Source organism: Streptomyces malaysiensis subsp. malaysiensis, from assembly GCF_040653035.1.
Taxonomy (GTDB): domain Bacteria; phylum Actinomycetota; class Actinomycetes; order Streptomycetales; family Streptomycetaceae; genus Streptomyces; species Streptomyces malaysiensis.
Window position 1 is genome coordinate 32,852 of record NZ_JBEZNG010000016.1, and the last position, 14,491, is coordinate 47,342.

A 14,491-nucleotide genomic window follows, 5' to 3' on the forward strand; every position below is an offset into this window, starting at 1 on the left:
GAACGGCCCGTCGACACCGCGGTCTCCTCACTATTCATGGTCCGGACTCACCGTTCATCCTGTCAGAAACGGCGGAGTTGGTTTGGCCTTCACCCTTGAGTTCACCGACCGGTAGCGGTCTGGTCTCACGTTCCGGGGGCGCCGGTCGCCTTCTCCGCGAGACGGCGCAGCTCCCGTACGGCCTTGGCCGGGTCCTCGGCGCCGTAGACGGCCGAGCCCGCCACGAACACATCGGCGCCCGCCTCGGCGCACCGCTCGATGGTGTCGGCCGAGACCCCGCCGTCCACCTGGAGCCACAGCTCCAGACCGTGCTTCTCGATGAGCTGCCGGGTGCGGCGGATCTTCGGCAGCATGATGTCCAGGAACGCCTGGCCGCCGAAGCCGGGCTCCACGGTCATCACCAGCAGCATGTCCAGCTCGGGCAGCAGATCCTCGTACGGCTCGATGGGCGTGGCCGGCTTGAGCGCCATCGAGGCCCGTGCGCCCTTGGCCCGGATCTCGCGCGCCAGCCGGACCGGCGCGGCCGCGGCCTCCACATGGAAGGTGACGGAACCGGCGCCCGCCTCGATGTACTGCGGCGCCCAGCGGTCCGGGTCCTCGATCATGAGATGGCAGTCCAGCGGCGTCTCCGTGGCTCTGCTCAGCGACTCGACCACCGGAACACCGAGGGTGAGGTTGGGGACGAAGTGGTTGTCCATGACGTCGACGTGGAGCCAGTCGGCGCCTTCGACCGCCTTCGCCTCGTCCGCCAGGCGGGAGAAGTCGGCGGACAGGATGCTCGGATTGATCTGGAGGGCCATGGCTCCAAGCCTCCCACGCTCGGTGCCGGTCCATGGAGCCGGGATCATGACGGAGGCCACCGACCGCCGTGATCGCCGAATCCCCCTCCGATCGACGGACGCCGGGGGAGACGAGATCATGAGAATGGTCGAGCACACAGGCAACCCACCATGACGAGAGATCGAATACCCCGGCTCCCCCGCCGCACCGCGGTGTGCGCGGCGCTCACAGCGGCCGTCGTCGTCACACCGGTCGCCGTGGCCGGGCCCGCCTCCGCCGCGGCCATGGCGCCGCGGCCGGTCGCCACGGCGCCGCGGCCGGTCTGCGTCTCGCATCAGTCCGGACTGGCCGACAAGCTGTCCAAGGACATCGTCGGCGCGCTGCGCGGCCGGTCCGGCACCGTCGCGATCAGCCTTCGCGACGACGCCACCCACACCCGCTGCACCCTGCGCGCGAACCAGAGGTTCGACTCCGCGAGCGTGGTGAAGGTGACGGTCCTGAGCACGCTGCTGTGGGACGCGCAACGGCATCACCGGGCGCTGACCAAGCGCGAGAAGACCCTCGCCACGGCCATGATCACCAAGTCGGACAACGCCTCGACCAGCAAGCTCTGGAAGCAGCTCAAACCCTCCCGGGTCAAGGCGTTCCTGCGGGCGGCGGGGATGGACGCCACCGTGCCCGGCAAGAACGGCTACTGGGGCCTCACCCGGATCACCGCGAACGACCAGGAGCGGCTCCTGGACCTGATCACCCACCCCAACACGGTGCTGACCGACGCCTCCCGCTCATGCGTCCTCACGTTGATGGGCAAGGTCATCCGCGAACAGCGCTGGGGCACCCCGGCCGGTGCCCCGCGCGGTGTGCAGATCCATGTGAAGAACGGCTGGCTGGAGCGGTCCACACACGGCTGGCGGGTGCACAGCATCGGCGCCTTCACCGGCGACGGCCACGACTACACGCTCACCGTGCTCACCCAGGACAACCGCACCATGAAGGCGGGCGTGGCCACCATCGAGGCGGTGGCGCGCGCGGTGCACAGGGACCTCAACCCCACCGCACTCGCCGAGACGCTCTACACCCCGACCGACCGGCCCCAGGAAGCGCTTCCGGCGATCCCGAAGGAATGAGGCGACGGGTCGCGGACGGGGCCGGCGGCCATTGGCAGAACGGCCGGTCGTGGACAGGACGGCCCGGTCGTGGACGGGCAGCCGTCAGCCCGTGCGGCGCAGCAGGGCCAGATACATGGCGTCCGTACCGTGCCGGTGCGGCCACAGCTGGATGTCGGGTCCTTCGCCCAGCTCGGGCAGTCCGGGCAGCAGCGGACGGGCGTCTATCCACTCCGCCGATACGGCCGGGCCGCCACGCCCCTTGAGGACGTCCTCGACCACGGCCCTGGTCTCGGCCGGATGCGGGGAGCAGGTCGCATAGCCGACCACCCCGCCGATCCGCGCCGAGGCCAGTGCCTCGCGCAGCAGCCCGCGCTGGAGCGGGGCGAATCCTTCGAGGTCCTCGGGGCGGCGCCGCCAGCGCGCCTCGGGGCGGCGGCGCAGCGCGCCGAGCCCGGTGCACGGCACATCCACCAGCACCCGGTCGAAACCGCCGGGCCGCCACGGCGGCCGGGTGCCGTCCGCGGCGATCACCTGGTACGGGCCGGGGTTGCCCGCCAGGGCCCTGGCCACCAACCGGGCCCGGTGCGGCTGCTTCTCGGCGGCCAGCAGCGAGGCGCCGCGCTCCGCGGCGAGCGCGGCGAGCAGGGCGGCCTTGCCACCGGGGCCCGCGCAGCCGTCCAGCCAGCGCCGATCCGCCCCCTCCAGCGGGGCGTTGGCCAGCGCGATGGCCACCAGCTGGCTGCCCTCGTCCTGCACCCCGGCCCGCCCCTCGCGCACCGCCTCCAGCGCCCCGGGCTCCCCGCCCTCGGTGAGCCGCACCGCGTACGGCGACCAGCGGCCCGGCACCGCGGACCCTTCGCCGACCGCGTCCAGCAGCTCGCCGGGCGTGGACCGGCCGGGCCGGGCGACGAGGGTGACCTCGGGCCGCTCGTTGTCGGCGGCCAGCAGCTCCTCCATACCGGCGCTGCCGCCGCCGAGCGCGTCCCACAGTGCGGAGACGACCCAGCGCGGATGCGAGTGGCGGACGCCCAGATACTCCTCGGGGTCCTCGTCGTAGGGCGGGGCGACCCGCTCCAGCCAGCCGTCCAGGTCATGCGCGGCGATCCTGCGCAGCACGGCGTTGACGAACTTGGCGCGTCCGTCGCCCAGCACCACCCGGGCCAGCTCGACGCTCGCGGAGACGGCGGCGTGCGTGGGGATACGGGTCCCCAGCAGCTGGTGGGCGCCGAGGTTCAGCACATCGAGCACCGGCGGGTCCACCTCGCGCAGCGGGCGGTCCACGCATTCGGCGATGATCGCGTCGTAGGTGCCCTGGTGGCGCAGGGTGCCGTAGACCAGCTCGGTGGCGAGCGCCGCGTCCCGGGCGTCGAACCGCGGCCCGCTGCCCGCCTCCGCGCTCTCCCGCGCCTTGCGGAGCAGGGGCGGGAGAACGAGGTTGGCGTACGCGTCCCGTTCGTCGACCGCCCGCAGCGCCTCGAAGGCGAGGATCCGCACGGGGTCCTTCTGCGGACGGCGGTAGGGCTTGCCTGGCCGGTTCGGGGCGTGGGGACGGCGACGACGGGGCTGGTCGGTCACGGGAAATGTGCTCCGGGGGATGGATCGGGCTGAAGGAAACAGCCTACGTCGCCGGGGCCTCGGCGGTCGTGGGACCGCCGCCCAGGGCGGTGCCGTCCACAGCCGTTCCATCCACGCCGGTCCCCTCCAGGGCCGTCCCATCCACGGCCGTCCCGTCCAGGGCCGTGGGCGGAACGGCCGTCACCTTCGCGTCCGTACCGGCGGCGCTCGCTCCGTTCACGGCGAATCCGTCGCCCATCGCCGCCGGCTGCTCGAACTGGGTGCGGTACAGCTCCTCGTAGCGGCCTCCGGCGGCCAGCAGCGCGGTGTGCGTACCGCGTTCCACGATCCGCCCGCCCTCGACCACGAGAATGAGATCCGCGGCCCGGACCGTGGACAGCCGGTGGGCGATCACCACCGCGGTGCGCCCGTCCAGCGCCTCGGCGAGCGCCTCCTGCACATCCGCCTCCGAGGTGGAGTCCAGATGCGCGGTGGCCTCGTCGAGGAGCACCACCCGGGGCCGGGCCAGCAGCAGCCGGGCGATGGTCAGCCGCTGGCGCTCACCGCCGGAGAGCCGGTAGCCGCGCTCCCCCACGACGGTCTCAAGACCGTCCGGCAGGGCCGCGATCAGCCCCTCCAGCCGGGCCCGGCGCAGCACTTCCCACAGCTCCTCGTCGGTGGCCTCCGGCCGCGCCAGCAGCAGATTGGCGCGGATCGAGTCATGGAAGAGATGGCCATCCTGGGTGACCATGCCGAGGGTGGCGCGGATCGACTCGGCGGTCAGATCGCGGACGTCCACCCCGGCGAGCCGTACGGCGCCGCCGTCGGCGTCGTAGAGCCTCGGCAGCAGCTGTGCGATGGTCGACTTCCCGGCGCCGGAGGAGCCCACCAGCGCGACCATCTGGCCCGGTTCGGCGCGGAAGGACACCTGGTGCAGGACCTGCACGCCACCACGGGTGTCCAGGGTGGCGACCTCCTCCAGGGAGGCGAGGGAGACCTTGTCCGCGGCCGGGTAGCCGAAGTCCACCCGGTCGAACTCCACGGCCACCGGCCCCTCCGGGACCTCCCGGGCGTCCGGCTTCTCGGTGATCAGCGGCTCCAGGTCGAGCACCTCGAAGACCCGCTCGAAGCTGACGAGCGCGCTCATGACCTCGACCCGCGCCCCGGCCAGCGCGGTAAGCGGCGCGTACAGCCGGGTGAGGAGCAGCGCGAGCGCCACGACGGCGCCGGGGTCGAGCCGCCCGTGCAGCGCGAACCAGCCGCCGAGGCCGTAGACCAGGGCGAGGGCCAGGGCGGAGACGAGAGTCAGGGCGGTCACGAAGGAGACCTGGACCATCGCGGTCCGTACCCCGATGTCCCGCACCCGCCGGGTCCGCGCGGCGAACTCGGCGGACTCGTCGGCGGGCCGCCCGAAGAGCTTGACCAGGGTCGCCCCGGGCGCGGAGAAGCGCTCGGTCATCTGGGTGCTCATCGCGGCGTTGTGCGTGGCCGCCTCGCGCCGCAGCTTCGCCAGCCGTCCGCCCACGCGGCGCGCGGGCAGCAGGAAAAGGGGCAGGAGCAGCAGCGTGACCAGGGTGATCTGCCAGGAGATCCCGATCATGACGACGAGGGTGAGCAGCAGTGTCACCAGATTGCTCACCACCCCGGAGAGGGTGTCGCTGAACGCCCGCTGCGCGCCGATGACGTCGTTGTTGAGCCTGCTGACCAGCGCACCGGTGCGGGTCCTGGTGAAGAACGCCACCGGCATCCGCTGGACGTGGTCGAAGACGGCGGTACGTAGATCGAGGATCAGCCCCTCGCCGATGTTCGCCGAAAGCCAGCGGGTCAGCAGCCCGATGGCCGCCTCCGCCACGGCGATCGCGGCGATGAGCCCGGCCAGCCCGAGCACCGTGCCCTGTCCCGAACGGTGGACGATCGCGTCCACCACCCGGCCCGCCAGCAGCGGTGTGGCCACCGCGAGCACCGCCGTGACCGTGCTCAGCACCAGGAACAGCAGCAGCCGACGACGGTGCGGACGAGCGAAGGCGCCGATGCGGCGCAGTGTCTCGCGGGAGAAGGGCCGCCGATCGTCGTTGGCATTGGACGCCTGATACAGGGAATGCCAGGCGGTCACTTCCATGTCCATCACGTACCTCCGAGGTCTCGTGAGGAACGTAAGACTTTAACCTAGGTTGAAGTCAACATTGGCCTGCCCCGGCGCGCCCGGCACCCGCCATTCGACCCGGTTTGCCCGCCTTCCGGCCCGGTGGCCCGGTGGCTCGGTGGCCCGGTGGCTCGGCGGCCCGGCTTTCGGCAGGCTGAGACGTCACCCCCGTTCAGCCCCCGAGCTGCTCGCCCTCCGCGATCCGCACCCCGCGCGCCCAATCCGCCGCGAGCATCGGCTTCTTGCCCTGCGGCCGCACCCAGGTCAGCTCGACGGCATGGCTGCCGGTGCCCACGTACACGGCCTTCTTGGTCGCGGCCAGCGCGCCGGGCGCCAGATCCGTACGGTCCGCCACCGGCCGCGCCGAGACGACCTTCAGCCGCTCCCCCCGGAAGGTGGTCCACGCGCCCGGGGCGGGGGTGCACGCCCGCACCAGCCGGTCGACGCGCAGCGCGGGCGCCGTCCAGTCGATCTCCGCGTCCTCGACGGTGATCTTCGGGGCGAGCGAGATGCCCTCGGCCGGCTGCGGCACCGGGTTCAGGGTGCCGTTCTCGATGCCGTCCATCGTCGCCTCGAGCAGTCCGGCACCGGCGAAGGCGAGCCGGGTCAGCAGATCGCCACTGGTGTCGGTGGCCCGCACCTCCTCGGTCACCACCCCGAACACCGGCCCGGAGTCCAGCCCTTCCTCGATCTGGAAGGTCGAGGCGCCGGTCATCTCGTCGCCCGCGAGCACGGCGTGCTGTACGGGTGCCGCGCCCCGCCATGCCGGGAGCAGCGAGAAGTGCAGATTGACCCAGCCGTGCGCGGGGATCTCCAGCGCGGACTTGGGCAGCAGCGCGCCGTAGGCCACCACCGGGCAGCAGTCCGGGGCGATCTCGGCGAGCCGGGCGAGGAACTCCGGCTCACGCGGCTTGCCCGGCTTGAGCACCTCGATACCCGCCTCCTCGGCCCGCTCGGCGACCGGGCTGGCCACGAGGCGGCGACCGCGCCCGGCGGGCGCGTCGGGACGGGTCACCACGGCCACCACCTCGTGCTTCTCCGACGCGATCAGCGCGTCCAGAGCGGGCAGGGCGACCTCGGGGGTACCGGCGAAGACGAGCCTCATGGGTGGCGAACTACCTCTCACACAGCGGGTACGGCGGAAACAGCGGAAACCGCGCCTGAAGTCTATGGTCCGCCGGGCGAGGGGGCGTACGAGCGGACTCCCGCACGCCCCGGACCGTGACCGACGGGCGGGTGCCGCGTTGGTCAAGGCAGATTGACCGCATCGGGCCGCTGCCGCGGCCCGATGCGTTTCCCGCCGTCCCCCCCGCTTCCCCGCTCCCTCCCCCAACCACCCCATCCCCGTCAACGCCGGTTCGAGAGGCTTGTACATGGCCGACCACGCAACTCATGACGCCCAGGCACGGGCCAGCCTGCACCTCCTGGTCCGGGACATCGAGCGGGTCCGCCGGCAGGTGGACGCGCTGCGCACGCTCACCGCCCAGCTCGGCAATGTCTACCGCCCCCGTCGCACCGGCCCGTCCGCCGGTTTCGTGGTCTACGGACGCGCCCCGGCCCCCACCGTGCGGCTCGCCCAGGAGCTGCGGGACAGCGTCGAGACGCTGGTCACGGCCGCGGTCGACTTCGACCGCTCGCTCGGCTTCTCATGGGACGCGGTGGGCTCGGCGCTCGGCGTCACCAAGCAGGCGGTGCACCGCCGTTACGGCGCCCGCCGGGCCGCCGCGCAGAGCGCGTCCGAGGGCGGCGAACCCTCCACGGGCCGCCCGGCCGAGTCCGCCTCCGTGCCCTCGGTGCCCGCCGCACGCACGGCCCCGCCGCAGCCGACACCGCCGTCCCTCCGCGAGGACCCTCGACCCAACCTCCGCGAGGACCCCCGCCCCAGCGCCTTCCCCAGCCCCCGCCACGGGTAGGCAACGCCCCTTTTACGAGGCTCGGTTCTCCCCCGGCTACCGCTGGAAGGCGCGCCCCCCGTTGCGCTTCAGCCTCCCCCAGCTGCTGCTGGGAGGTGCCCCCGCCACGGCGGTCCACCATGCCCGACCCCTCCATCCCTCAGGGGCCTCCACGCGCACCCCCTTTCAACAGCACCGCATTCGACAGCGAAGCGCCCCTTCAGCTCGCCACCGGCCACCGCCGGGAGGTGCCCCCGCCGGGGCGCTTCAGCCTCCCCCAGCTGCTGCTGGGAGGTGCCCCCGCCACGGGCGGTCGACCGTGCCCGGCCCCTCCCCTCCTCAGGGCCCCGCGCGCTCCCTTTCGACAGCACCGCGTTCGACAGCGAAGCGCCCCTTCAGCTCGCCACCGGCTACCGCCGGGCGGTGGCCCCCGGCCGGAGGAAAACCCCAGCCCCCGGAGGCTCGAAGGCGCCCTTCCGCTCAGCCGGTCACCGCGAGAAGGCAGGCCGGGCTCGGTCGGAAGATACTCAGCGCCCGGAGGCTCTGCCGGCTCAGCCGATGTCCAGGGGATCCACGCGCACCGCGGGGTCCCGCTCCCCCCGGGCCAGGCGACGCGCCTTCGCCTCCTTGAGGGCCGCCGCGAGTGTGCTGCCCTGGCCTGGGCGCACCCGCAGCAGCGCGCGCTCCCAGACCTCGCCCGGCGGCGGGTCTCCGGGGCGGCGCGGGCGCCCGGGGGGCGCCGGGGGCAGCGGGACCGGGCCGAGCGTCTCGGCCCCTTCGGGCAGCCGGGCCGAGGCGATCAGCTCGGCCACCGCCTCCGCGGGGCCGGTCACCGCCGCCATCCGTGAGATCGGCGGAAAGCCCAGCTGGGACCGTTCGGCCAGCTCGCGCGCCGCGTAACCGGCCGGGTCCCAGCGCACCAGCGCCTGGACGGGCCGCAACGTCGGCTCGGCCATGATCACCACGGTGCCGCCCCGGCCGTCATCCCCCTCGTCCCCATGGCCGCGTACCAGCGAGGCCGCCTCCAGCCAGTGGCGCAGCGCGTCCTCACCGGCGCGCAGGTCGGGGCGGCCGAGCAGGGCCCAGCCGTCGAGCAGCAGCGCCGCGGCGTAACCGCCCTCGGCGACCGGCTCGGCGCCCGGCGTGCTCACGACGAGCGCCGGGCGGTCGGGGACGGACGTCAGCACATGGTCACGCCCGGAGGTGCGCACGGGCACCGCCGGAAAGGCCCGGCCCAGCTCCTCGGCGGTGCGCCGGGCGCCGACGATGGACGCGCGCAGCCGGACGCCCCCGCATTCGCGGCAGTGCCAGGCGGGTTCGTCCCGTCCGCACCATCCGCACACCAGATGCTCCGCGTCCCGCGCCTCCAGCGGACCCGCGCAGTGCGCACAGCGCGCGGGCTCCCGGCAGCGCTCACAGGCCAGCTTCGGCACATAGCCCCGGCGCGGCACCTGCACCAGCACGGGGCCCCGGGTCAGCGCCTCCCGTACGGTCTGCCAGGCGATCGTGGGCAGCCGGGCGGCGCGGGCCTCCGCGTCCCGGGCCACTTCGCCCTCGTCGACCGTACGGATCAGCGGGGCGGCCGCGCGGACCCGCTCGCGGTCGGCTTCGAGCGGCCGGGCCCAGCCGTTCTCCACCAGCTGGGCGGCCTCGACGGTACGGCCGAGGTCGCCCAGCAGAAAGCCGGTCTTCTCGTGGACGGCGCGCAGCAGCAGCACATCGCGGGCGTGCGGCTGCGGCAGCCGGTCGTCGCTGTGGCTGCGGTCGCCGTCGTCCCAGATCCCCACCAGCCCGAGGTCCCTGACCGGCGCGAACATCGCCGCGCGGGTGCCCACCACCGCCCGGATCGAGCCCCGGCTGACCGCCAGCCAGCGGCGGTAGCGCTCCTCGGGCCCGAGGTCGGCGGTGAGCAGCACATGCCGCCCCGGACCGCCGAGCACCTCGGTGAGCGCGGCGTCCACCCGCTCGGCGGTCCGTCCGTCGGGGACGACGACGAGCGCCCCGCGCCCGGACGCGAGCGTGGCGGCCACGGCGGTGGCCCACTCCCGGGGCCAGTGCGGTCCGGGCAGCGCGGTCCATACGGCCCGCGGCCGGTCACCGCGCGCAAGCGCCTCCAGGAACCCGGGCCCGGCCGAATAGCGCGCCCAGCTCCCGGGCGCGGGCGGCTCCGGCGGGGGCAGCGACGGCGGTGACGGCTCGCCCTCGGCGCGGGCGTTGCGCTTGGGCAGAGCCAGCTGAAGCACATCGGCGAGCGATCCGGCGTACCGGTCGGCGACCGCCCGGCACAGCGCCAGCAGCCCCGGCCCCAGCACCGGCTCCGGGGAGACCACCTGCGCGAGGGCGGCCAGCGGGCCCCGGTAGTCGGACTCGGCGACGCGCTCGATGATGTACCCGTCGAGCAGCCCGCCGCCCTCGCGCCGCCCCTCGCGCACCTTCCCCGTCCCGGCCCCGAACCGCACCCGCACCCGCACCCCGGGGCGGGCCTCGGCGTCCATCTCGGCCGGCACCGCGTAGTCCCACAACTTGTCGAGGTGGACCGGCCCCTTGTCGACGAGCACCCGCGCCACGGGCAGCTCCCCGGCCAGCGCGGCCCCGCGCCACGTCCGCGGCTTGGCCTTGGTCACCTTGGCCTTGCGCACGGTCTCCCGAATGAGCGCGAGCTGCTCCCCCTCCGCCGTCTCCGCCGGGCCCTTCGGCCGCTCGTTGTCCCTGCTCACAGATCAAGTCTTAGCAGACCGCACGGACAGCGACGGACGCGAAGGCCCGGACGCCAAGAGGCGTCCGGGCCTTGTCGATGTGGGGATCGGGCCGGGGCCTTACAGGCCCGCTGCCGCGCGGAGGGCGTCTACCCGGTCGGTGCGCTCCCAGGTGAAGTCGGGGAGCTCGCGGCCGAAGTGGCCGTACGCCGCGGTCTGGGCGTAGATCGGGCGGAGCAGGTCGAGGTCGCGGATGATCGCGGCCGGGCGGAGGTCGAAGACCTGGGAGATGGCCTTCTCGATCTTCTCGGTGTCGATCGCGGCGGTGCCGAAGGTCTCGATGAAGAGGCCGACCGGCTCGGCCTTGCCGATGGCGTACGCGACCTGGACCTCGCAGCGCTGGGCGAGGCCGGCGGCCACCACGTTCTTGGCGACCCAGCGCATGGCGTAGGCGGCGGAGCGGTCGACCTTGGAGGGGTCCTTGCCGGAGAAGGCGCCGCCGCCGTGGCGGGACATGCCGCCGTAGGTGTCGATGATGATCTTGCGGCCGGTGAGCCCCGCGTCGCCCATCGGGCCGCCGATCTCGAAGCGGCCGGTGGGGTTGACCAGCAGACGGTAGCCCTCGGTGTCGAGCTTGATGCCGTCCTCGACCAGGTCCTTCAGCACGTGCTCGACCACGAATTCCCGGATGTCGGGAGCCAGCAGCGAGTCCAGGTCGATGTCGGAAGCGTGCTGCGAGGATACGACGACGGTGTCCAGGCGGACCGCCTTGTTGCCGTCGTACTCGATGGTGACCTGGGTCTTGCCGTCCGGGCGCAGGTAGGGGATGGTCCCGTTCTTGCGGACCTCGGACAGCCGGCGGGAGAGCCGGTGCGCCAGGTTGATCGGCAGCGGCATCAGCTCGGGCGTCTCGTCGCAGGCGTACCCGAACATCAGGCCCTGGTCGCCCGCGCCCTGCTTGTCCAGCTCGTCCTCATCGCCCTCGACCCGGAGCTCGTAGGCGGAGTCCACACCCTGGGCGATGTCGGGGGACTGTGAGCCGATCGACACCGAAACGCCGCAGGAGGCGCCGTCGAAACCCTTCTTCGACGAGTCGTAGCCGATGTCGAGGATCTTGTTCCGCACGAGCGTCGCGATCGGGGCGTACGCCTTGGTGGTCACCTCGCCGGCCACATGCACCAGGCCGGTGGTGATCAAGGTTTCGACGGCGACCCGGGAGGTCGGGTCCTCCTTGAGAAGGGCGTCGAGGATGGTGTCGCTGATCTGGTCGGCGATCTTGTCGGGGTGACCCTCGGTCACGGACTCCGAGGTGAACAGGCGGCGGGACACATCGCTCCCTGGGGTTGCAGCGGCTGCTGGCTGATCATGGTCGGACCGCTCGGGAGCTGCGCCCGGTGCGGTTCCTGGGCCAGTTTATCCGGCACGTCCACCGGTCAAGCATTCCCGTCCCACAGAACGGGCAGGCCCGTGTCCGGGAACATACCTTGCCTCAAGCCGAAATACAGCCCCACCCCGCCGTGGCAGGAACGTGTCATGAGCTGTCATGAGCCCGATCGGCCGTGCCGTCGCCCCGCTTCAGGGGCATCGAACAGCCCCGCCGGGGCCGGGCTCAGCCCAGGCGGCGGGCCACCAGATCCCAGACGGTGTCGGCCAGCGCGCCCTTGGGGCCGTACGGCACGGGCGTCTCGGTGCCGTCGGCGCCGAGCACCACGGCCTCGTTGGTCTCCGCGCCGAAGGTCTTGTGCTCCCCGACCTCGTTGACCACCAGCAGATCGCAGCCCTTGCGGGCGAGCTTGGCGCGGCCGTTGGCGAGCACATCGTCGGTTTCGGCGGCGAAACCCACCACGATCTGGCCGGGGCGGGCGCGCTCGGCTGAGATCTCGGCGAGGATGTCCGGATTCCGTACCAGGGCGAGCGGCTCGGGCTCCTGGCCCTCGCGCTTCTTGATCTTCCCCTCGGCGTACCGCGCGGGGCGGAAATCGGCCACGGCGGCGGCCATCACCACGGCGTCGGCGTCCGCGGCCGCCTTGAGCACGGCCTCGCGCAGCTGGGCCGCGGTGCCCGCGCGCACCACATCGGCGCCGGCCGGGGCGGGCAGCTCGCTGTTGGCCGAGACAAGAGTCACCCGGGCGCCCCGGGCGACGGCGGCGCGGGCCAGGGCGTACCCCTGGCGGCCGGTGGAGCGGTTGCCGAGGAAGCGCACCGGGTCCAGCGGTTCGCGGGTGCCCCCGGCGCTGACCACGACATGGCGGCCGGCCAGATCGGCGGTGAGCGCCTCGGCGCCGCGGGCCAGCACCCGGCGGCAGACCTCGAAGATCTCCCCGGGGTCCGGCAGCCGCCCCTTGCCGGTGTCCACGCCGGTGAGCCGCCCCACGGCGGGTTCGATGACGACGGCGCCGCGGCGGCGCAGGGTCGCCACGTTCTCCTGGGTGGCGGGGTGCTCCCACATCTCGGTGTGCATCGCGGGCGCGAAGACGACCGGACAGCGCGCGGTGAGCAGCGTATTGGTGAGCAGATCGTCCGCCAGGCCATGGGCGGCCTTGGCGAGCAGATCGGCGGTGGCGGGGGCGATCACGAGCAGATCGGCGGACTGGCCGATGCGGACGTGCGGCACCTCATGGACGGAGTCCCAGACCTCGGTCGTCGCCGGATGCCCGGACAGCGCGGACCAGGTGGCCTCGCCGACGAAGTGCAGCGCCGAGGCGGTCGGCACGACGCGTACGTCATGGCCGGACTCGGTGAGGCGGCGCAACAGCTCACACGCCTTGTAGGCGGCGATCCCGCCACTGACCCCCAGAACCACCTTGGGCTTGTCCATCGCTCGGCTCTCCCCACCGGGTACGTCGGATGTCACATCGGGCCGTACGTCCAGTCACGGTACGCCGGGTCGTCTCACGTACCCATGACACACCACGGGCCCGGCATCTCTGCCGGGCCGTGATGAAGTGATCCGAGAACTACTGAGCCGGGCCCTCGATGGCCTCGGAGGTCAGCAGGCCCGCGTTGATCTCGCGGAGCGCGATCGAGAGGGGCTTCTCGTGGACGTGGGTGTCCACGAGGGGACCGACGTACTCGAGCAGGCCCTCACCGAGCTGGGAGTAGTACGCGTTGATCTGCCGCGCGCGCTTGGCGGCGTAGATCACCAGGCTGTACTTGGAGTCGGTGGCCTCGAGCAGCTCATCAATCGGAGGGTTGATGATCCCCTCGGGCGCGGTCATGGGAGAGGACACTCTCTAGCCTTCCTTATTTCTGCCTCATGGCAAGAATTTCGCCTCATGGCAAGAGTGAATCGAAGATCAAGCCACTCGCATCAAGGCTAGCAGCTCATGGGAAACGTCCTGGACGGAGGTATTGACCAAGGTCGTATCGAACTCTGACTCGGCGGCCAGCTCGGTCCGCGCGGCCTCCAGCCGCCGCTCGATCACCTCGGGCGCCTCGGTGCCCCGGCCGGTGAGCCGGCGCACCAGCTCCTCCCAGCTCGGCGGCGCCAGGAAGACCAGCTGCGCCTCCGGCATGGACTCGCGGATCTGCCGTGCGCCCTGTAGGTCGATCTCCAGCAGCACCGGCTCCCCCGCGCCGAGGCGGTCCATGACCGCCTCGCGCGGGGTGCCGTAGCGGTTGCCCGCGAACTCGGCCCACTCCAGCAGCTCACCATTGGCTATGAGCTTGTCGAACTCCCCGTCGTCCACGAAGAAATAGTGAACGCCGTCCCGCTCACCGGGGCGCGGTCGCCGGGTCGTGGCGGAGACCGAGAGCCAGACCTCGGGGTGTTCCTTGCGCATATGGGCGACGACCGTGCTCTTGCCGACCCCGGAGGGGCCGGAGAGCACGGTCAATCGCGGTCGTGCGGAGTGTGCTGCCATGGAGCGATTATCCAGGTTCCCGGGAGTGCCTGGAAACGCCGGGCCTCGTCAGCCGGCGGCGCCGCCGAACTCACGCTCGAGCGACGCGATCTGGTTGGAGCCCAGACCCCGCACACGACGGCTCTCGGAGATGCCGAGCCGCTCCATGATCTGCTTGGCGCGGACCTTGCCGACGCCGGGCAGGGACTCCAGGAGAGCGGACACCTTCATCTTGCCGATGACGTCGTTCTCCTGGCCCTGCTTGATGACCTCGTGCAGGGAAGCGCCGGAGTGCTTGAGTCGATTCTTGACCTCGGCGCGCTCCCGGCGAGCCGCGGCGGCCTTTTCGAGCGCGGCTGCGCGCTGTTCAGGGGTAAGGGGCGGAAGAGCCACGCCTACGTCACCTCGGATGTCGAACTGTCGGATATGGACCGGTGAGGAACCTAGTCGCCCCTCACCTGGGGAGCAACGCGCA

At 72.6% G+C, this 14,491-nt stretch carries 12 protein-coding genes; 2 read left to right on the plus strand and 10 right to left on the minus strand.

All coding sequences use genetic code 11. The annotated features are described in order from the left end of the window. Window positions 1-125 precede the first annotated feature (125 nt). A complete protein-coding gene (rpe, locus tag AB0E24_RS27970) occupies window positions 126-800 on the minus strand; it encodes a ribulose-phosphate 3-epimerase (RefSeq protein ID WP_359381047.1) in 675 nt (224 codons plus the stop codon). Window positions 801-950: 150 nt separating this feature from the next. Between rpe and AB0E24_RS27975 the strand changes: the two genes are divergently transcribed. Then, a complete protein-coding gene (locus AB0E24_RS27975) occupies window positions 951-1,907 on the plus strand; it encodes a serine hydrolase (protein WP_251770340.1) in 957 nt (318 codons plus the stop codon). 84 nt (window positions 1,908-1,991) lie between these two features. Here AB0E24_RS27975 and AB0E24_RS27980 read toward each other — a convergent pair whose 3' ends face one another. The 3 genes from AB0E24_RS27980 to fmt form a co-directional block, all read right to left on the minus strand. Next, window positions 1,992-3,464, minus strand: coding sequence for an RsmB/NOP family class I SAM-dependent RNA methyltransferase (locus tag AB0E24_RS27980; protein WP_147967809.1), 1,473 nt, complete (start codon window positions 3,462-3,464; stop codon window positions 1,992-1,994). A gap of 43 nt (window positions 3,465-3,507) precedes the next feature. After that, the gene (locus AB0E24_RS27985; protein WP_359381052.1) at window positions 3,508-5,568 is read right to left on the minus strand and encodes an ABC transporter ATP-binding protein; all 2,061 of its coding nucleotides are present in this window, start codon (window positions 5,566-5,568) and stop codon (window positions 3,508-3,510) included. A 190-nt stretch (window positions 5,569-5,758) separates the two neighbouring features. Beyond that, the gene (gene fmt, locus AB0E24_RS27990; protein ID WP_069869801.1) at window positions 5,759-6,691 is read right to left on the minus strand and encodes a methionyl-tRNA formyltransferase; all 933 of its coding nucleotides are present in this window, start codon (window positions 6,689-6,691) and stop codon (window positions 5,759-5,761) included. Window positions 6,692-6,959: 268 nt separating this feature from the next. On the opposite strand from fmt, the gene AB0E24_RS27995 reads away from it, so the two are divergent. Continuing rightward, window positions 6,960-7,499 carry a hypothetical protein gene (locus AB0E24_RS27995; RefSeq protein ID WP_359381056.1) on the plus strand — a complete coding sequence of 180 codons (540 nt, stop codon included), beginning with the start codon at window positions 6,960-6,962 and terminating at the stop codon, window positions 7,497-7,499. A gap of 530 nt (window positions 7,500-8,029) precedes the next feature. Here the strand turns inward: AB0E24_RS27995 and AB0E24_RS28000 are convergent. The 6 genes from AB0E24_RS28000 to AB0E24_RS28025 all read right to left on the minus strand — a co-directional run bounded on the left by AB0E24_RS28000 (window position 8,030) and on the right by AB0E24_RS28025 (window position 14,409). Beyond that, window positions 8,030-10,195, minus strand: a complete 2,166-nt coding sequence (locus AB0E24_RS28000; protein ID WP_359381059.1) for a primosomal protein N' — start codon at window positions 10,193-10,195, stop codon at window positions 8,030-8,032. A 99-nt stretch (window positions 10,196-10,294) separates the two neighbouring features. After that, window positions 10,295-11,503: a methionine adenosyltransferase gene (gene metK, locus AB0E24_RS28005; RefSeq protein ID WP_069869798.1), complete on the minus strand. Its 1,209-nt coding sequence runs from the start codon at window positions 11,501-11,503 to the stop codon at window positions 10,295-10,297. 280 nt (window positions 11,504-11,783) lie between these two features. Beyond that, window positions 11,784-12,992 (minus strand): bifunctional phosphopantothenoylcysteine decarboxylase/phosphopantothenate--cysteine ligase CoaBC, encoded by a 1,209-nt coding sequence (coaBC, locus tag AB0E24_RS28010; RefSeq protein WP_359381062.1) that lies wholly within the window; start codon window positions 12,990-12,992, stop codon window positions 11,784-11,786. Between the two features lie 139 nt (window positions 12,993-13,131). After that, complete coding sequence (rpoZ, locus tag AB0E24_RS28015) at window positions 13,132-13,392, minus strand: DNA-directed RNA polymerase subunit omega (protein ID WP_020867048.1); 261 nt, start codon at window positions 13,390-13,392, stop codon at window positions 13,132-13,134. Between the two features lie 78 nt (window positions 13,393-13,470). Further along, window positions 13,471-14,037, minus strand: a complete 567-nt coding sequence (gmk, locus tag AB0E24_RS28020) for a guanylate kinase (RefSeq protein ID WP_069869796.1) — start codon at window positions 14,035-14,037, stop codon at window positions 13,471-13,473. A gap of 48 nt (window positions 14,038-14,085) precedes the next feature. Next, window positions 14,086-14,409 carry an integration host factor gene (locus AB0E24_RS28025; protein WP_009713618.1) on the minus strand — a complete coding sequence of 108 codons (324 nt, stop codon included), beginning with the start codon at window positions 14,407-14,409 and terminating at the stop codon, window positions 14,086-14,088. Window positions 14,410-14,491: the final 82 nt, after the last annotated feature.